General features: G+C 30.6%; 17 protein-coding genes. 4 read left to right on the forward strand and 13 right to left on the reverse strand.

What is annotated here, in order from left to right; genetic code table 11:
* Nucleotides 1–73: 73 nt before the first annotated feature.
* Nucleotides 74–1,300 carry an ABC transporter permease subunit gene (locus B3N22_RS20030; protein WP_286909919.1) on the reverse strand — a complete coding sequence of 409 codons (1,227 nt, stop codon included), beginning with the start codon at nucleotides 1,298–1,300 and terminating at the stop codon, nucleotides 74–76.
* Nucleotides 1,300–2,211: an ABC transporter ATP-binding protein gene (locus B3N22_RS20035; protein WP_073021411.1), complete on the reverse strand. Its 912-nt coding sequence runs from the start codon at nucleotides 2,209–2,211 to the stop codon at nucleotides 1,300–1,302. Before B3N22_RS20035 ends, B3N22_RS20030 begins: the two co-directional genes overlap by 1 nt.
* A gap of 314 nt (nucleotides 2,212–2,525) precedes the next feature.
* On the opposite strand from B3N22_RS20035, the gene B3N22_RS20040 reads away from it, so the two are divergent.
* A complete protein-coding gene (locus B3N22_RS20040) occupies nucleotides 2,526–2,879 on the forward strand; it encodes a YmaF family protein (RefSeq protein ID WP_286909981.1) in 354 nt (117 codons plus the stop codon).
* Between the two features lie 51 nt (nucleotides 2,880–2,930).
* Here B3N22_RS20040 and buk read toward each other — a convergent pair whose 3' ends face one another.
* From buk to cdaA, 5 genes are all read right to left on the reverse strand, one after another.
* Nucleotides 2,931–4,001: a butyrate kinase gene (buk, locus tag B3N22_RS20045; protein WP_286909922.1), complete on the reverse strand. Its 1,071-nt coding sequence runs from the start codon at nucleotides 3,999–4,001 to the stop codon at nucleotides 2,931–2,933.
* Between the two features lie 19 nt (nucleotides 4,002–4,020).
* Nucleotides 4,021–4,926 carry a phosphate butyryltransferase gene (ptb, locus tag B3N22_RS20050; protein ID WP_073021406.1) on the reverse strand — a complete coding sequence of 302 codons (906 nt, stop codon included), beginning with the start codon at nucleotides 4,924–4,926 and terminating at the stop codon, nucleotides 4,021–4,023.
* A 228-nt stretch (nucleotides 4,927–5,154) separates the two neighbouring features.
* Nucleotides 5,155–6,753 (reverse strand): NAD(P)/FAD-dependent oxidoreductase, encoded by a 1,599-nt coding sequence (locus B3N22_RS20055; RefSeq protein ID WP_286909926.1) that lies wholly within the window; start codon nucleotides 6,751–6,753, stop codon nucleotides 5,155–5,157.
* Between the two features lie 16 nt (nucleotides 6,754–6,769).
* Entirely contained in the window at nucleotides 6,770–7,987 is a 1,218-nt protein-coding gene (locus B3N22_RS20060) for a CdaR family protein (protein WP_286909928.1), read from the reverse strand.
* Nucleotides 7,954–8,811 (reverse strand): diadenylate cyclase CdaA, encoded by an 858-nt coding sequence (gene cdaA, locus B3N22_RS20065; RefSeq protein WP_021800212.1) that lies wholly within the window; start codon nucleotides 8,809–8,811, stop codon nucleotides 7,954–7,956. The genes B3N22_RS20060 and cdaA overlap by 34 nt, the downstream gene beginning before the upstream one ends.
* A gap of 158 nt (nucleotides 8,812–8,969) precedes the next feature.
* Here cdaA and B3N22_RS20070 point away from each other — a divergent pair, with 158 nt between their 5' ends.
* Both B3N22_RS20070 and B3N22_RS20075 read left to right on the forward strand, forming a co-directional pair.
* Nucleotides 8,970–9,881 (forward strand): hypothetical protein, encoded by a 912-nt coding sequence (locus B3N22_RS20070; RefSeq protein WP_286909931.1) that lies wholly within the window; start codon nucleotides 8,970–8,972, stop codon nucleotides 9,879–9,881.
* A gap of 71 nt (nucleotides 9,882–9,952) precedes the next feature.
* Nucleotides 9,953–10,564, forward strand: a complete 612-nt coding sequence (locus B3N22_RS20075) for a cell wall hydrolase (protein WP_286909933.1) — start codon at nucleotides 9,953–9,955, stop codon at nucleotides 10,562–10,564.
* A 22-nt stretch (nucleotides 10,565–10,586) separates the two neighbouring features.
* On the opposite strand, the gene B3N22_RS20080 is transcribed toward B3N22_RS20075, so the two are convergent.
* The 6 genes from B3N22_RS20080 to ptsP all read right to left on the reverse strand — a co-directional run bounded on the left by B3N22_RS20080 (nucleotide 10,587) and on the right by ptsP (nucleotide 17,608).
* A complete protein-coding gene (locus B3N22_RS20080) occupies nucleotides 10,587–11,444 on the reverse strand; it encodes an NAD(P)/FAD-dependent oxidoreductase (RefSeq protein ID WP_286909935.1) in 858 nt (285 codons plus the stop codon).
* A gap of 18 nt (nucleotides 11,445–11,462) precedes the next feature.
* Complete coding sequence (gene trxA / locus B3N22_RS20085; RefSeq protein ID WP_286909941.1) at nucleotides 11,463–11,774, reverse strand: thioredoxin; 312 nt, start codon at nucleotides 11,772–11,774, stop codon at nucleotides 11,463–11,465.
* 83 nt (nucleotides 11,775–11,857) lie between these two features.
* Nucleotides 11,858–13,036 carry a beta-aspartyl-peptidase gene (gene iadA / locus B3N22_RS20090; RefSeq protein WP_286909943.1) on the reverse strand — a complete coding sequence of 393 codons (1,179 nt, stop codon included), beginning with the start codon at nucleotides 13,034–13,036 and terminating at the stop codon, nucleotides 11,858–11,860.
* A gap of 17 nt (nucleotides 13,037–13,053) precedes the next feature.
* Complete coding sequence (locus B3N22_RS20095) at nucleotides 13,054–14,277, reverse strand: tetratricopeptide repeat protein (protein WP_286909944.1); 1,224 nt, start codon at nucleotides 14,275–14,277, stop codon at nucleotides 13,054–13,056.
* 165 nt (nucleotides 14,278–14,442) lie between these two features.
* A complete protein-coding gene (locus B3N22_RS20100; protein WP_286909946.1) occupies nucleotides 14,443–15,738 on the reverse strand; it encodes a homoserine dehydrogenase in 1,296 nt (431 codons plus the stop codon).
* A 253-nt stretch (nucleotides 15,739–15,991) separates the two neighbouring features.
* Entirely contained in the window at nucleotides 15,992–17,608 is a 1,617-nt protein-coding gene (ptsP, locus tag B3N22_RS20105) for a phosphoenolpyruvate--protein phosphotransferase (protein WP_238903468.1), read from the reverse strand.
* A gap of 368 nt (nucleotides 17,609–17,976) precedes the next feature.
* Between ptsP and B3N22_RS20110 the strand changes: the two genes are divergently transcribed.
* Nucleotides 17,977–19,980 (forward strand): sigma 54-interacting transcriptional regulator, encoded by a 2,004-nt coding sequence (locus B3N22_RS20110; RefSeq protein WP_286909949.1) that lies wholly within the window; start codon nucleotides 17,977–17,979, stop codon nucleotides 19,978–19,980.
* Nucleotides 19,981–20,009: the final 29 nt, after the last annotated feature.

Genomic DNA, 20,009 nt, shown 5'->3' on the forward strand with positions numbered 1-20,009 from the left:
CTAAATTTCTATAATTATAATTTTTATTATATCATAATTTTATCCAATTTATAGAGGAATAAAACCTTACTTATTATATTAATATATCTCTCTTTGTAAATGTTACGTGAGAAATGATGTAGAAAACAATCGTACTTATCAAAAGTAAACCTATACTAAAACCTATAGTTATATTAGGATTATTATATTGTAATGCAATACGCCCACTTAATATTTGACCAGCATCACCATAAGTAGTGAATAGGTAATGGGAAATCTTCTTCATAGGGGATAATATTTCTGTAAGTATTTGAATAAGTACAGTTATCGATGTTGTTACTGCCATTGATATCATACTAGTTTTAACTAAAGATGATACTAAAAACACAAATGCACAACATGCTATTATAAATAGTGCCTGCATAAGAAATGTTCTTATCGTAAAATTCCAAAGTGGTATTTGTTCACCTGTTCCAGCTACTTGAACTAAAGGATGCACGCCATCCTGAAGCTGACTCATATCAAATTCATATCTAGCCCCAAACATAGTTGGCACTCCTGAATATCCAAATCCTCTTAACAATCCAACTAGTAAAAAGGCAACAGTCTCAATAGATAGTATTAAAGTTACACAACTTATTACTACAGCTATAAACTTTGATAATAAAACTTTACCTCTAGATACTGGTTGAATAAGTAAAAACTTCATAGTTGCCGGAGTAAATTCTCCCGATACCATATCACTCATAAATAAAGCTATCCCTACAGCTAAAAATATCATCCCCAAAGCCGACATAACTGTATCCATAAAATTAAAGCCTGTTAGATCCCATGAGTTTATTGGTTTTAAATTGTTGTCCTTATAATAGTTAAGTTTATCTAAATCTGATTGTATGCTTGCTTTATATCTATTTGGAAGGGTTTCATCCTTTAGCTGATGTTTTAAATCATCTATCTGAATATTTAACTCATCTTTCCAGTTATCTTTAATTGTTCCATCATCTATTTGCTTCTTTAATGTATCAATAGTAGTTTTATTCTTTTCTATTTGCTCTTTCATTTGCAATTTCCTTGTTTCTGATGAAACATCTGAACTGGAATTTGAATCTAAATTCTTAAGATCTTCTTCCATCCACTTATTGTTTTCCTCTAGTTGACTCACTCTACCTTCTGGGGAATTTATTTGATTCATTCTTTTTTCATTAATATAGCTACCAACAAAAAGCATGGCTACAAAGGCTACAAATAGTATTGATATTACATATGTCTTTCCTCTACTGAATATTTTTTTTAATTCATTCCTTATTAACGTAAATAGCATTATCTTACTCCTCCTTCAACAAGTTCCATATATCTTTGTTCTAACCCTTTATGTCTCTTATAAACTTCTACTATCTCTATATCTTCCTTAACTAATTGTTGTACAAGTTTAGGAGAATATCCTTTTGGTATCGAAACTACAACTTGATCATCAAATACGTTAACACTATTTACAAATTTTAAATCTTTCATTAGATTCATAGCCTTATCATCTGCAGTTGTAACTACAACCAATGTTTCTTTTTCTGTTGCTAATCCATCTTCATTTATTTTTTCTACAGACTTTATCTCTCCTCCATTTATAAAAGCTACTCTATCACATAAGTGTTGTACCTCACTTAATATATGTGAAGAAACAAAAACAGACATACCTCTTTCTTTAGCCGCTTTTTTAACTATTTCTCTAAAATCTAATATTCCTGATGGGTCTAATCCATTGGTGGGTTCATCTAAGATCATAAGTTTAGGATTACCAAGCAAAGCAGCTCCAAGTCCTAATCTTTGTTTCATTCCTAAAGAATATTTCTTAACTTTATCTTCTATTCTAGTTCCCAAACCTATTAGGTCTATTATTTCTTCAACGTCTTTTTTAGGTATTTTTCTTATTCTAGCTATCTGCATTAAGTTTTCTCTTCCTGATAAATATCCATATAGCTCTGGATTTTCAACTACAGCTCCTAGGTTAGCTAAAGCCTTTTCTCTTTCTTTTTGTATATCATGTCCTGTTATCATTATATGCCCTTCATTTGGCGCTATAAGACCTACAAGCATTCTTATAGTAGTTGTTTTACCTGCTCCATTTGGTCCTAGAAACCCAAATATCTCTCCTTCTTCTACCTCAAAAGAAATATCTTTTATTATTTCTCTTTTTCCTAATCTTTTTTTAAGATTCTTTACTTCTAAAACTTTCATATTTTCCTCCCTGTATATAAAATCTAATAAAATTAATAGTTCATTAATAATGTTACCCTTAATTTCTTTCAATATAGTTATTAATATCTTAACTTTTTCTTATTTGCTTATTAATAAATACTTACAACATCTTTATTGCCTATATCTTTCAACATATTGTGACATGATTCATATAATATATTACTGAACAATGGAGGTGTGCCATGATTAATAATACAATTTCAGATTTTATGAATTCTTTAGACGATTTTTCTGATTTACAAGATAGTAATTGTGATTGCAGAAGAAAGAAATGTAAACCTAAGTGCTTTAAGATATGCGAATGTGATTGTGAAGATAAATGCGAAGATAAATGTGAGAGACAAAGACATGTTCATGAGTTTTTGGGAAGTACTAGACTAGCTACCTATGTTGGTGGTGTTCATAACCATCGCTTTGCAGGGGTTACTAGTCAAGCTATTCCTTATGGAAATTCACATGTTCATAAGATTTCTGTTAATACAGACTATTTTTCTGATCACTTTCATGGTATCTGTGTAGTTACCGGTCCAGCTATAGATGTAGGTGGAGGAAAACATGTACATCTAGTTCAAGGATTTACAACTGTATCAGAAGGCCATAAGCATAGTTTTATATTTACTACTCTAATAGAAAACCCTATACAATAAAAATTTAAAAGAGGTTTTCTGCATTTTTGCAGAAAACCTCCTCATTTTATATTATTTATATTCTTTTGCTTTTTCTTCGTTATCTAATACTCTTATAGTCCCTTGAGCTAAGGCTAAAAGTTCATCTTCTCCTGGATAAACTATTATTGGAGCTATCCAACCTGCTTTTTTAGTTACATCCCTAACTATATCCTTACTATACGCTATTCCTCCAGTTAGAATAATAGCATCCACTTTTCCATCAAGTACAACTGCATATTCACCTATTGCTTTACAAACTTGATATGCAAAAGCATTATATATAGCTGTAGATTTTTCGTCACCAGCTTTAACAGCATCCTCTACTACTCTAGCATCATTAGTATCTAGATATGCTACATACCCACCATTACCTACTATTTTCTTATAAAGTTCTGCTTGTGTATACTTTCCACTAAAGCATAGTTTTATTAAGTCTCCAGCTGGAGTAGACCCAGCTCTTTCTGGAGAGAATGGACCTTCTCCATCTAATGCATTATTTACATCTATAATTCTACCAGCTTTATGAGCACCTACAGATACTCCTCCGCCCATATGAACTACTACTAAGTTAACATCTTCGTAAGCTTTTCCTTGCTCTTTTGCATATCTTTTAGCTACAGCTTTTTGATTTAAAGCATGGAATATTGATTTTCTTGGCAGTTCTGGAACTCCTGAAAATCTTGCTACGTCCTCTAATTCATCAACGACAACTGGATCAACTATAAATGCTCTTACCCCAACTTCTTTTGCTATTTCATTAGCTAATATAGCTCCTAGGTTAGAAGCATGTTGTCCATATTTAGCTAGCTTTAAATCTTCAAGTAAAGTTTCATTTACTTCATAAGTACCACCTGGAATAGGTTTAAGCATTCCACCTCTACCTACTATAGCACTTAAAGTTTCTATATCAAAATTATTTTCTTTTAATGCTTCAAGTATTATTCCTTTTCTAAAATCTTTTTGAGCATATATAGATTCGTATTTACCTATTTCTTCTGCAGAATGTCTTAGTGTTTTCTCAAAAACTTCCTTTTCGTCTTCATAAACACCTATTTTAGTTGAAGTAGAACCAGGATTTATTATTAGTAATTTATAAGCCATGATAGCATCTCCCTTATAATTATTTACTTTCTGCTACTAATGCAGCTAAAGCTATTGAATTAACTTTAGTTTCAACAGAGTCTGCTCTAGAAGTTAATATAACTGGTGATGAAGTTCCTACTAAACAGCCCCCATTTCTTGAGTGAGATAGATATGTTAAGCATTTATACATAACATTTGCTGTTTCTATATCTGGAAGCAAGAATACATCTGCTTTTCCTGCTACTGGACTATTTATATTCTTATGCTGAGCCGCTTCCTCTGAAAGTGCATTATCAAGTGCTAAAGGACCATCAACTATACATCCCTTAATTTGTCCTCTTTCACTCATTTTTGATAACATAGCCGCATCAACAGTTGCTTTCATATCAGTATTAACTACTTCAACTGCACATATTGGTGCAACCTTAGGTACTTCTATGCCACATGCATGAGCCACCTTAACCGAATTGTTTATTATATCAACTTTTGCTTTTAAATCTGGGTAAGTATTAAATGCTGCATCTGTTAAAAATAAAAGTCTATCAAACTTATCTATATCAAAAACAGCTACATGAGACATCAATTTACCCGTTCTTAATCCAACCTCTTTATTTAAAACACTTCTTAAAAAAGTTGCTGTATCTACTAATCCTTTCATAAGCATATCTGCTCTACCTGTAGAAACTAACTGAACTGCAAATAAAGCTGCTTTTTTTGCATCTGCTTCGTGGATAATTTCAAATTTAGTTAAGTCCATATCTAACGTTTTAGCTATTTTCTCAATCTTTCCCTTATCTCCAACTAATATAGCATCTGCAATTCCTTGCTCTTTAGCAACTTTTATAGCTTCAAGTACTGGTTCATCTTGAGCTACAGCTACAGCTACTTTTTTTCTGCTTACACTTTGTAATTTTGATAATAATTCATCAAAGTTTTTGCTCATGTATTACACCTCTTTTATAAATTTATTAATATTTCAATGTTTAATTAGCATTTTTTAGAATATTATTAATTATAATCCATATTTATTGTTAATTTTATAACAATAAAGGGTAAAATTTTTTCCTATCTCTATTCTATCAGAAAAAAATACTAAAGCTCCTTTTTTCAGAATATTTAAATTAATCTTTTTTAACTAGGCAATTAATTTTTACTAATTGCCTAGTTAATATTAAATTGGCTTAAACTCTTTAATTATATTCTCAGCGGCTTTTATTCCATCTACAGCTGCTGATACTATTCCACCAGCAAAACCCGCACCTTCTCCTGTTGGATATAGTCCTTCTACAGATACACTTTCAAGTTTTTCATTTCTTTTCATCCTAACAGGTGCTGATGTTCTAGTTTCAATGCCTGTCATTACAGCATCTTTATCCCCAAAACCTTTTATCTTTCTATCAAAAGCCGTTAATCCTTCTTTCAATCCATCAATAACATACCTTGGTAGACATTTACTCATATCAGTTAACTCATAACCAGGCATATAACTCGGTTTAACATTTCCAATAAGTTTTGATCTTTCTCCTCTTAAGAAATCTCCCACTAATTGTACTGGCGCTATGTAATCCCCACCACCAGCTTCGTAAGCTAGTTGTTCATATTTTCTTTGAAATTCTATTCCTGATAAAGGCGATTTTGTCTCAAAGTCTTCAGGTCCTACTGTCACAACAATAGCCGAATTTGCATTTTCTTCACTTCTAGAATTATAACTCATACCATTAGTAACTAATCTATTTTCCTCAGAAGCTGTTGCAACAACTAACCCTCCTGGGCACATGCAGAAAGAATATATACCTCTCCCTGTTTTCTCACCCTTATGAGTTAGTCTGTATTCAGCTGCCTTTAACTTTGGATGTCCAGCATATTTACCATATTGATTCCTATCTATAAGCTCTTGAGGATGCTCAACTCTTACCCCTATTGCAAAAGGTTTTTGCTCCATGTCAACACCTATTTTATGAAGCATTTCGTAAGTATCTCTTGAGCTATGTCCTATTGCAAGTATCAATCTTTCACAAGGTATAATATCCTCATTTACTTTTATAGCTTTAACTTTTCCATTTTCTATTATTATATCTTTAAGTAATGAGTTAAAATGAACTTCTCCACCCAACTCTATAATTTCATTTCTTATTTTCTCAACAACCTTCTTTAATACATCTGTCCCTACATGAGGTTTAGCCTTATATAAAATTTCCTCTGAAGCTCCACCTTTAACCAAAGCTTGCAATACATAATCACATCTGTAGTCTTTTATTCTTGTAGTTAATTTTCCGTCTGAGAATGTTCCTGCTCCACCCTCTCCAAATTGAACATTAGATTCTTTGTTTAATATTCCCTTTTCCCAAAATAGTTCCACAGTTTTACTTCTCTTATTAACTTCTTCTCCACGTTCAAAAATAATAGGCTTATATCCATTTCTAGCTAATAAAAGTGCTCCAAACAAACCAGCTGGTCCCATTCCTATAACTACAGGTCTATTTTTTAGCTTTTTATCCCCAATACTCAAATTATCGCTATAGTCCATATCCTCTAGCTTTACATCTTTATCTTTAAGCTTGTTTACAATTGACATCTCATTTTCTATTTCTACATCTATACAATAATTAAATTTTATTAAATCTTTTTTTCTAGCATCAATTGATTCTTTTACTATTTTTATTTCTGGTACATCACTTAAAGGTATATTTAATTTTCTAGCCACCTTTTTTTTCAGTAATGAAGTATCCTCTTCTATATTTAAGCTTAAATTATTTATCCTAATTGACATATTTCCTCCTCTAAAACTACTGTTCTTTTTTTGTTATAGTAGCTTTAACTTTATCATTAGATGTTATAGTTATATTTTCTATTGAATTATCAAAAGTTATTTTAGGTGAAATATCATAACTTCCTTCTATTAAAGAAGTTAAATCAACCTCTCCTTTAAACATATTAACATTTACTTTATTTACACTGCTCTCATTACCTTTTACAGTTACCTTAACCTCTGTTTTACTTAAAGCCGAATTAAGATTATCTCCTAATCCTTTAGTAATTAGAGGAACCGAAAAATCCTTAGAAATTATTTTCTCTACTTCCACATTTACAGATATAGTATCATCTACACTCTGTATACCTTCTGGTAGACTTAGCTTTACGCTAATATCTGTTGTGGTAGTTATTTTAGATAAATCTATGGCTTCAGTATATACTTCAGATATTTTATCAGTTATGTCTTTATCTCCTTTTAACTCTATATATGTTTTAGAAGGAGTTATAGCTTTTATTGCCAAGTCACTTCTTAGTTGCCCAGAAGTTTTAACACTTACTTTAGCTGGCTTTAACTGTCTTACTGGAACAGTTATATCAACTGTGGATGGTTGAATAGTTACATTTTCGACTACTTTATTCTCATCATCTACAGCTTTTAGCTGTACCGTAGAGAGTAAATCAGAATCTAAACTTTTAAACTCTCCTTTAGCTACAACATTTTGAACTGAATTAACATATTCCGCTGGTCCAGATATATTTACCTTGTTATAAGACAAGGTGGTCTCCCCTAAATAATATCCATTTTTCGCTGTTAATGTTAACTCCTGCTTTATTGATACACTTCTAGTCTGAAGCTCATCAATCACTATATTTACTTTTAAATTACTACTTTTTTTAATATTTATATTATCTGGATAATCTACTATCTCTACAGGCACGCTATTTTCACCCTTTTTAAGTACATAATCTCCTAAATCGACGGTTACTTTAAACTGATCTCTCTTTATAGAATAAAGCTCAGATCTAGGGCCCTCCAGCTTCAAGTCTACATAAACGTTTTGATTTGGCGATAAAGTTAAACCTGAATTATTAAGTGCCGTTTCATTTATCAGTTCAACAGGTACCTTATCTAAACTATAGGTGGTAACAGGATTTTCTACATTCGATATGTAAAGCCATAATCCGAAGGAAAGTACTAAACAAATTAGTTGTATTATTATTTGTCGTTTTTTACTACTTTTCTGATCCATACTTTCACCCTTTCTCCTGCTGTTTTAACTCGCTTACTCTGTTTATTTTCTATAACCTTAACTAAAATAGTTCTTAATTTTTCTTTATCATAATTTCTAGTTAATCTTCCATTAATAGCTAAGGATATGGTACCAGTCTCTTCCGATACTATTATTATTATTGCATCACAAATTTCAGATAATCCTATTGCTGCTCTATGTCTTGTTCCTAATTTCTTATTGATATCATTATTTGAGGTTAGCGGTAAAACACATCCAGATGCAACTATCCTACTATTTTTAATAATTGTAGCACCATCATGTAGAGGCGTGTTAACTACAAAGATATTCTCAAGCATAGCTGATGAAACCAATCCATCTATTCTAGTTCCACTGGCCATAAAATCTCCTAAGCCTGTACTTTGTTCAATTACAATCAAAGCTCCTGTTTTAGTTTTTGCTAATGCATCTACTGCAATAACTACTTCATTTATAGTTTTATTTATTTCTTCTTTATCTTGTACTGTATGAATATCATCAAAAGCACTTCTTCCCAAATGCTCTAAAGCTCTTCTTATTTCAGGTTGAAATATTATTACTATTGTTAATACTCCAATAGTAATAGTTTTATTCAAAATAACATATAACATATTCAATCTAAGTACATAGCTAATAGGAATAAGCACAACTATAAATAGTATTCCTTTTAAAAGCTGTTCTGCTCTAGTATCTTTAATAAGCATATAAGATTTATAGAATATATACGCTACTACTAGAATATCTAAAACGGACCAAACTGATATATTTTTAATTGTATTAATAGTTAAATTTATGAACTCGTTCAAACTCTTCACCTCCAGCTAACCCTTATGTATATCTTAAATTATACACCAATTTTTACATTCTTAGTATCATTCCTGTCACAAATTTGTATAAAGTAATCATTAAATCAATAGGATTAACATAATATTAAATATACTTATTATAGAAATGGGGGATTTAAATGAAAATTAAAAATAATCTTCATTATATTATTCTTATAATTGTTTTGTTTATGCTTGTAACTTATATAGGATTTGATTATTTTTCTAAATCTAAAAACACTACATTGATACCATCTACAATTTCATCAATTAACAACTCCTATAATGATTTAGATGGAGTTAATTATGACTTTGATAATATCGTTGAAATATGTAAAGAAAACTTAAATGCGATTAGTTCTTTAAAAGCTAAGGATAGCGACTATTCAGAACTACTTAACAATTATAATTATTACTTTACTAGTTTTATGTCACTAAAAGATAACAAAAATCCTACTTCTAATTATATTATCGTACTAAATTCATTATTAGAAACCCTTGAAGACATTAAAAGTTATTACTCAAACGATGATACTTCTTCTACTATAAAAAACTTTCAATCTTTTTATAAATACAATAGAACTTTTTTACTTAAAGAGCTTGATGCTGCTAAAAAATCTCTTAATGCTGAGATTACTAATTCTATAACAACCGATTACTCTAATTCCATGAATAAATTTTATTCAACCTTATCAGCAATATGTCAGAACTTAACACCAGCTCTCCAAAGATGTTATGATAACAAATCAACTGTAGATAATATACTTAATGATGTTTATATAAAACAGGCTGATATCAAAACATTAAAGGAAGAAATAACAAAAGTATCTATACCTCCAGAACATTATTCAAGTTTTGAAGGGCTACAAGAGTTAGTAAAATTATGTGACATATATTTAGAATCCATGAGAGAGGTATTGGTTGAAGAATCTTCTTCTCCTTCTTATGATAAAGAGCTTAAAGCCATATATGAAAATCCATTTTCAAAATATGATGACTTGACTATAAGACTTTCCGAATACAGAGAAAGTAATTCTCCTATAATCAAATAAATTTTATGTATTAATATCTTTTTTTGGGTTAAACTACCTTAGAACAGGGTTTATCCAAAAGGAGGAGAAATATGAAGAAATTCTATTTATTTTTATTCTTCTTTTTAACCTTTTTCTTTTTTTTAGGTGGTTACAGGGCATATTCTGTAGAGAAAATAGTCCCTAAGGATTTGACCAACAATATAAGTCTTATGGATATTGACAGCATAAATGGGGAGAGAAGATTATTAACCATTAATAAAAATGAGACTAAAGATTTATACAAGGAAAAAGAAGAAGTTGTTGAAGTTTTTTCTTACAACAACAAAACTCTGTATATTACAGAAGACGACTTAAATTTAATGGCTAAAATTGTTCATGCGGAATCAAAAGGGGAACCTCAGCAGGGTAAAATTGCAGTTGCATCTGTAATTTTAAACAGGGTAACTGACCCTAAATTTCCGGACACTATAAGAGAAGTCATAATGCAAAAAAATGCATTCTCTTGTGTTATAAATGGAGAGATTAATGTAACTCCTAATGAGGCATCATACGCTGCTGTTTACGATGCTATTAAAGGAGTGGATCCAACAAACGAAGCCTTGTTCTTCTACAATCCATCCATAGCTACTTGTAGTTGGATGAAGAATGTAGAAAAGAAAAAAGTAACTAATATCGGACATCATGTTTTCTTCTGTACTTAAAAAGGTCGCTTATAGCGACCTTTTACAATTTACTTACATATGAAACTGCATTGAGTGCAGCTATCAAACCTTCTCCAGCTGCTTTTATATACTGGTGTGGTCTTCCTACACAGTCACCTGCTGCAAAACATCCCTTTAAGTTTGTAGCCATATTCCTATCAACTTTAATATGTCCTTCTTCAACTTCTAATCCAGGAACTAATTGATCTGGAGATATAGCATCTCTTAAAAAGAATATTCCATCGGTTATAATTTCTCTATTTTTAAGTTTAAGTTTCTCTACTTTACCTTCGCCTACAACCTGCTCAGGAGTATCAAATACAACTTCTACTTTTTCACTTAATGCATAAACTCCTTTATACATAGGTATATAATAAACTTTTGAAGCCAGCTCACTTACATAATTAGCTTCTTCTTCACTTTCAGTATTATACCCAACTATGGTAACAACTTTTCCTTTATACAAAGGAGCATCACAGGTCGCACAATATCCAACACCCTTGCCTAATAGATTTTCTTCTCCTTCAATGGGCTTCGTATATTCCACACCTGTAGCTAAAATTACAGAACTAGCTTCATAAATCTTATCATTAACCATTAGTGCATAATAATCTCCCATAGCATATATGTTATTGACTCTTTCATAATTAATACTTATGTGCATTTCTTTAATATGCTTTTCAAAAGAATCCTTAAGTTCTGTACCTTTTATGCCTGGAAGTCCTAAATAGTTATTTATTTTAGGAGCTTTAGTAAGCTTTGTACTAAACTCCTTATTCCCAAATATTATAAAATTTTTATTTCTAATTTTGGCATTTATAGCAGCTGAAAGCCCTGCAGGACCAGTTCCAACAATAGCTATATCATATCTCTCACTCATAATATATCTCCCAACATATTAAATGTGTTTTTTAAGTTCGGCTGCAAGAACCTCTTTAGGTTTAAAACCAGTTATAGAGTTAACTAATTCTCCACTTTTAAATACCTTTAGAGTTGGTATTGTTGATACTCCATACTCGTTAGCTAAAGCCGGATTCTTATCAACATCTAGTTTCACGAACTTTACAGCATCCATATCTTGAGAAAGAGAGTCTAATACAGGAGCTAGCATCTTACATGGACCACACCAAGTCGCCCAAAAATCAACTACCACAACTCCATCGTGTTCTTTAACCTCTTCATTAAAATTATTTACATCTACTTGTAACATATTTATACCTCCTCATACCCCCTTAGGGTATTATATGGTATTAATTATAGATTTAGTTTTTCTATTTGTCAACAAAATATATGTCAGCTCTTTTCAAAGGTTCCTTTGATTAATACCTCTTTATTTTTCATTAATATCTTTCCTTTGGCTATAACAGTATCTATGTCTAAATTATCTTTATCTAAAAGAAGAATATCTGCATCCTTACCTTTTTCTATAAGCCCTTTATTCTCCAACTTTAAAATATGTGCTACATTAGAAGTAACTACTTGAAGCACATCCTCTAGCGGTAGTTTTTCTATTAATACAGCATCTTTAAATTCCCTATATAATGATTCTGGTAAACATATACCTACACCTATTATTTGATTTTTTTCATCAAATACTGGTAAACTACCATTACCATCAGAAGAGAAACTTATTTGTTTTAAAGGAACTCCCTCACTTAACATTCTTTTAAGTCCATTACTTGCCTTTACCTCATCTTGTTCTAGGTGTTCAGGATCAGAGGCTGTAGTTAAATCTACATATCCACCATCCTTAGCATATTTTATAGCATCTATAAAAAGTTTCTCATTTCTATTAACATGAGTTGGAAGTAATTGCTCTAAAGGTATTTCACCCTCTTCTTTTACTCTGAAAAGATAGTTCATCTTATTATTTCCATTACCCAAGTGTATATTTACAATTCCTGCTTTACCAGATAAAAGTCCGCCTACTCTAGTATCTGCAACTACCCTTATAAATTCACTATACGTAGCTTGAGAACTTCTACTATCACTTATAGCAACTTCTCCAACTCCTATAACCTTTTGAAGAAGAATTATATCATTCTTAATACTATCTGTAGCTGTAATAACAGGTATATCATAAGATCCTGTATAACAATATGTTGTTATACCTTCTTCCTCTAAAGCATAAGCCTTAGCTAGAAGTGCTTTTAAGTTTCTAGTGATTCCATCCGTTCCTATACATCCAACTACAGTGGTGGTTCCAGCTTTTATAAATTCACTTAAAGATATTTCTGGAGTTCTGCTTTTAAATCCATCTTCCCCACCAGCTCCCATTATATGTACATGAGAGTCAATAAATCCTGGAACAGCTATAAATCCCTCTCCATCTATAACATCAATTTCTAAAAAATCCTTTGGAATTTTAATGCTATCATAAATCCCTTCAATTTTGTCATTGGCAAGTACTATAACTTTCCTACCTTCATATTTTGGTGCATATAGCTCTACATTCTTTATGATTTTTATCATTGATGTACCTCCTAAAACTATTGTCCTAATATTTCCTTAATATTAGAGTTATTATACATGGAGTTACTGTATGTATCTTTAATAATTTGAGCATATTTTTTACTTTCTTCCTTATTTATATCTTTGTTTATCATCGCTAATTTATACGTTACCTCAGCCCTATACTCACCATCTGCAAATTCATTTAAGTAATACTTATATTGCTCTATTGCTTTATCATACTCCTCCATCTTTTCATAACAAGAAGCTATCATATAAGCAACATGGGGTCTTAAATAATTTCCCTCACTTATACTGTACGCTTTCTCATATTCTTTTATAGCATTCCCAAAATCTTTAGATTTAAATAATGTATTTCCCTTATCATAAAAATGTTTTACTCCCTCTAAATCTAACAATTCTTTAGATTGACTATATAACTTCTTTTGATTTGTATCTAAGGTGTTCTTATCTACATCTTTGATAAATTCACCAATTTTTTCGTAATCCTTGCTAGATATATAACTCTTTAAATCATCCCAATTCTTAACAGTCAATTCCTTTTTAACTAATTCATCAATTTTTGCATCATTTTCTTTTTGTTCAGCACTTTCATTAATAGTTATATCACTGCTTGTATTATCTTTTCCTTTAATCATTGAACTTATAGGCTTTATTAATACGACTATCGCTAATACAACTACTAACGAAGCTCCTATAACTATTTTTTGCTTTTGAGTAACCTTTGGTTTTTCTTCTGGGAAATCAGCTATTTGCTTTTTTAATTCTTTTAGCTCTTCATTATTTCTATCTTTTTCTGCTACTTTTATTAAATGAAATTTAGCTTTATTTTGTTCACCTAGTTTAAGGTAACATTTAGCTATTAATATGTTTACATTTATAAAATTAAAGTCACTTTCTCTACATTCTTCTAAAATCTCTAAAGCTTCTTTGATTTTTGTTTTATTAAATAAGGAATTTGCTTGAACATACATCTCTAATTTATTAGAATCTTCCTCTAAAGAAATTAAATATTTTTTAGCAGTTTCATCGTCATTAAAATCCTTACATATCTTCCATGTAGCTTTAGCACCTTCATAATCACCTTCTATATATAACAATAAGCCTTTTAAATTAATTAATGCAGCATTTGAAAGCCCTAATGACATCCCTATTTCGCATACATCTAAAGCCTTTTCTAAGTTACCATTTGAATAATGTTTCATTGCTCTATTATAAAGTTTACTTCCTTCATTTTTCATTATTAACATCACCTCAACATATTTCTACATAAAATTATATCATATATAAAAAACTAGATGGTTAACAAAATGAAAAACATTGTAGGAAATTTAAGGATTATATAATAAAACATCACAAAAAAGAGCTTTATATCTATATTATTGATACAAAGCTCTTTAAATATATTATTTACTATTAAAACTTTCTATTCTAAGTATATTATCCACACTTTCCAAGGAGTCTAATTCCTTTATTCTATCTACAGAATTCATTAAATCTCCTTCTTTAGTATGGTGAGTTATTATAACTAATGAAGCACTATCTGCTTCTCTCTCTCTTTGAATAATTGATCTCATACTCACATTATTTTTACCAAAGATAGTAGTTATATCTCCTAATACTCCTGGTTTATCTTTTACTGTTATTCTTAAATAATATCTTCTATTAACCTCTGACATAGGTTTAAGATTTCTTTCCCATAAATTATTCTTTATAGCAGAATAATTTTCTAGATTGCTTTCATTTCTCAATACAGAAAGTATATCCCCAACCACAGCTGAACCGGTCGGTAAATCTCCTGCTCCTCTTCCATAAAGCATTAAATCTCCTACTGCATTTCCTTTAATGAATATAGCATTAAAAGAATCATAAACATTTGCTAGTGGATGAGTTTTAGGTATAAGTGTTGGATGTACTCTTAGTTCTAATTCTCCATTTACATCTTTAGCAATAGCTAAAAGCTTTATTACAAAACCTAATTCCTTAGCATATTTTATATCCATAGAATTTATTTTAGTAATTCCTTCTCTATAGATATCTTCATATCTTATTTTTGTTCCAAAGGCTAAAGATGATATTATAGCTAATTTATAAGTTGCATCATATGCTTCTATGTCCGATGTTGGGTCTGCTTCTGCATAGCCCTTTTCTTGAGCTTCTTTTAAAGCATCATCAAAATCCATATCTTCCAGTTCCATTTTAGATAATATATAGTTAGTTGTTCCATTTACTATTCCATAAATTTGTTCAATTTTATTTGCAGCTAAACTTTCATTAACACCTTGAATTATAGGAATTCCGCCTGCTACAGAAGCTTCATAATAGAACATAACGCCTTCTCTATCTGCTGCCTCAAAAAGCTCTTCTCCTTCAGTTGCTAAAACCATTTTGTTAGCTGTAACTACATGTTTTTTCTTACTCATCGCCTCAAGCATATATTCTTTGGCAGGATTTACTCCTCCCATAAGCTCTACAACTATTTTTATTTCTTTATCTTCTACTATATCAGAGTAATTTGTTGTAAGTATTTCTTCTGGAACCTCTACCCCTCTAGCCTTATCTTTATCTCTAACTAGAATCTTAGAAATTTCCACATCATAACCAGAACGCTTTCTTATCTCTTCTCCGTTCTCGTTAATTATATTCCAAACTCCTCTTCCTACATTACCTAAACCTAATAAGGCAATCTTTATCTTTTTCATTACGCTCCCCCTTTTTATTTAATAAAACACCCCAATGAAATAAATAAAAAGTCAAATATAAATTATATTATATCTATATTTTAAATAAAATTCCACATAAATATTCCTATAAAAAAATATACGTTGCCTTCTATAGCAATTTTCATCTTTAAATGTCCGAACATTNNAATGTTCGGACATTTAAAGATAAAAAAAGAAGAAGTGATTTCTCACTTCTCCAATACGCATTTTGATTAAAGAGCTATCTATATATCTATTGCTCCATTATTAATTTTTTAGCATTTAGCATTGATGAAGCACTCATTGAGAACTCATCTAAGCCATATTCTACTAGTGTAGGTATAGCTGTTTCATCACCAGCCATTTCTCCACACATTCCTACCCACTTACCATGTTTGTGTGCACCATCTATTGTCATCTTTATTAATCTTAATACTGCTGGGTGCATTGGGTTATATAAGTATGATACTTTTTCACTCATTCTATCAGCAGCAAGTGTGTACTGAATTAAATCATTTGTTCCTATTGAGAAGAAGTCAACATGTTTTGCTAGTTCATCAGCATAAACAGCTGCAGCTGGAATTTCAACCATGATACCCCATTGAATTTTATCTGAGTATTCTTTTCCTTCAGCTTTTAACTCAACTTTACATTCTTCTACAACTTCTCTTGCAGCTTCGAATTCTTCTAAGCCAGAAATCATTGGGAACATTACTGCAAGATTTCCATAGATAGAAGCTCTTAATAAAGCTCTTAATTGAACTTTAAATATTTCTTTTCTATCTAAACAAAGTCTTATTGCTCTATATCCTAAGAATGGATTCATTTCTTGTGGTAATGGTAGGTATGGAAGAGTTTTATCTCCACCGATATCTAAAGTTCTTATTACAACTTGCTTTCCTTCCATTTTCTCAAGAACATATTTATATGATTCATATTGTTCATCTTCAGTTGGAGCACTATCTCTATCCATATATAAGAACTCAGTTCTGAATAGACCTACTCCATCTCCACCGTTTGCTAATACCTGAAGAACATCTTCTGGCTTACCGATATTTCCACACACTTCAACTCTTTTACCAGCTTTAGTAACTGTTTTAACATCTACTAATTTTCTTAACTCTTCTTGTTCTTTTAAGAAGTTTTCTCTTTTAGCTTTATATTCTTCTATTGTAGCATTATCTGGATTTATGATAACATCTCCATTTATACCATCAACTATGATTGTATCTCCAGCTTTAACAGAAGTAGTTATATCACCTAATCCAACAACAGCAGGAATTTCTAAAGTTCTAGCCATTATCGCAGAGTGAGATGTTCTTCCTCCTATATTAGTTAAGAAAGCTATTACCTTACTTCTATCTAATTGAGCAGTATCTGAAGGTGTTAAGTCGTGTGCAACAACTATTGTATCTTCTTCAGTTATAGAGAATGCATCCCCGCCTTTTCCTGCAAGGTTAGCTATTATTCTGCTAGATACGTCTTTTATATCAGCTGCTCTTTCTCTCATGTATTCATCATCCATAGATTCGAATATCATTACAAATGTGTTAGTAACACCTTCTACAGCCTTCATAGCATTTAAGCTATTGTTTTCTATTTCCGCTTCCATTTGTCCACTGAATTCTGGATCGTCAAGAAGTGTTATATGAGCTTCAAATACAGCTGCTTTTTCTTCACCCATTTCTTTAGCAGCTTTTTCTTTTATTTTCTCTAATTGAGCTTTTGATGCGTCTAATGCTATATGTAATTTTTCTTTTTCACCTGCTATATCACTTACTTTTTCATCAGTTATAATTATTTCTTCATGTTCTTGTATATATGCTTTTCCTATAGAATAACCTTTAGAAGCTGCAATTCCTTTTTTCATACTAGAATTCCTCCTTATAAAAATAGCTATTAGCTTATATATTTCTCAATAAATCACCATATAAATAACAAGCAATTATAATGCCAAATATATTCTTTTCAACACAAACAATAATATTATAACACACTTTTTTAAATTTATATGAAATGTAAATGTTTTTATAGTAAATGTATATTCACACTTTTAACTTTATTTTACAATTACTTAATATTTTGTTGAAAAATTTATCTTAAATTCAAATTTGCCTGATACTTTTTATCAAGAAAATACAAAACCCTTGCTATATTAAGGGTTTATGTTAAAATTATATTGTTGATATTTTTTATCAACCCTATTATTTTTGATAAATTTTATCAGGGAGTGGTCTTATGTATACAAAATCTATATCAATTTTAGACCCCAACGGACTTCATACTAGAATTGCAGCCATGATAGTTAATAAAGTAGATAAGCTAAAATCTAAATATAATGTTAATCTTTATATTCAAAAGCCACCTAAAACTGACTGGCTTGGAGTTTCTATGCTTGCTCTACTTTCTTTAAAGGTTCATTATAAAGAATCTATAAATATAGGGGTAAAAGAACATACCGAAGCTGCTACAGCTGCGCTAGATGAGCTTTATTCATATATACTAACTAAGGTTAATCTTAATTCCTCTATGATGGAACAAATTGATGTATTCATAGAAGAGAGTAAAATAGCTAACGAACAAATTTTAGACTCTATTCCAATAGGAATCGTTGTAATTGACTTAAACTCAAATATAACTTACATAAATGATTATGCTCTTAAGGTATTTGAAAAGGAACATGTTAAATCCATAGGTAAATCTATTGAAAAGATAGTACATAATACTAAACTGCCTAATATAATAGCTAATCCTCAAAAGCAATTTGGGCAGATTCAGCATATAAACGGAAAGATTATCACAGTAAATCGCAGTCCTATTTTTAACAACTCCAAACTTATTGGTGCCTGTGGAGTTTTTCAAGATGTATCTGACATAGTCGGCATGAAAGAATTAAATGAAAAATTCAAAAAAATCCTTGAAAGTTCCCATGACCTAATTTGCTTTGTTGATGAGAATGGTTTTATTAATTATACTAATCCTGCTTATGTGAATTATTTAGGGGATAGTTCCAACTATTTAGGCAAAAGCATTTTTGATATATCCCAAGATGGATTGAGAGTTAAAGTTTTTAATACTAAAGAAAGAGTTGAAAATGTTGTCCATACAAAAAATAATATAGATATTATTTCTACAGTCACTCCTTTATTTATAGATGGAGAATTCAAAGGAGTTTTATCTACCTCCAAGGTAATTTCTGAGATGAAGGACTTAGTTAATAAACTAGAGTTATCTGAAGAACAACTTAAGTATTATAAAGAAGAGCTTTTAAAACACACTCTTAACTCAAAAGCTTTCAGCGGAATAATTGGAATAAGTTCCTCTTTAAAAGATATTTTATATATTTCTCAAAAAGCTTCTGAAAGTACTTCTACAGTTTTAATACGAGGTGATAGTGGAACAGGAAAAGAGCTTATAGCTAGTGCTATCCATCAAAATTCAAATAGAAACAATAAACCTTTTATAAAAGTGAATTGTGCTGCTATACCTGATAACTTGTTAGAAAGTGAATTGTTTGGTTTCGAGAAAGGTTCCTTTACAGGTGCAATTAAATCAAAACCTGGTAAGTTTACTATAGCTGACGGCGGAACTATTTTCTTAGATGAAATAGGCGATATGCCACTATCTATGCAGGTGAAGTTACTTAGAGTTCTTCAAGAAAGAGAAGTTGAAAGCATAGGTGGAATTGCACCACAAAAGATAGATGTTAGAGTAATTGCTGCAACTCACAGAAACTTAGAAGAAATGATTAAAAACGGAGAATTTAGAGAGGATTTATATTATAGGCTTAATGTTCTATGCATTCAACTTCCTCCACTAAAAGATAGAAAAGAAGATATTCCTGATTTAGTAGAGTTTTTTATACACAAAATGAACTCTAGATTAAATAAAAATATAAAAGGAATAACTAAAGAAGCTTTAAATCATCTTATAAATTACTCTTGGCCTGGTAATATACGTGAGTTAGAAAATATAATTGAAAGAGCTATTAACCTATCTTCAAGAGACATAATAACTCCAAGAGATCTCCCCTACTATTTTAGAGAAGATGGAAAACATAAAGAAAGTCTCTTACCGCTTGATCAAGATGAACTTCTAACTTTCGAAGAGTACGAAAAGATAATTATAGAAAAGGCCATGAAAGTTTATGGTAGTTATAATAAGGCTGGTAAAGCCTTAGGTTTAACTCATAGAACCATATCTTTGAAGTGTAAAAAATACGGAATTGAAGTTAATAAATAGGGTACAGGAGGCTACATAAGCGAGTTTTA

The sequence above is a fragment of the Clostridium sp. UBA1652 genome, from assembly GCF_002320975.1.
Lineage (GTDB): Bacteria > Bacillota > Clostridia > Clostridiales > Clostridiaceae > Clostridium_T > Clostridium_T intestinale.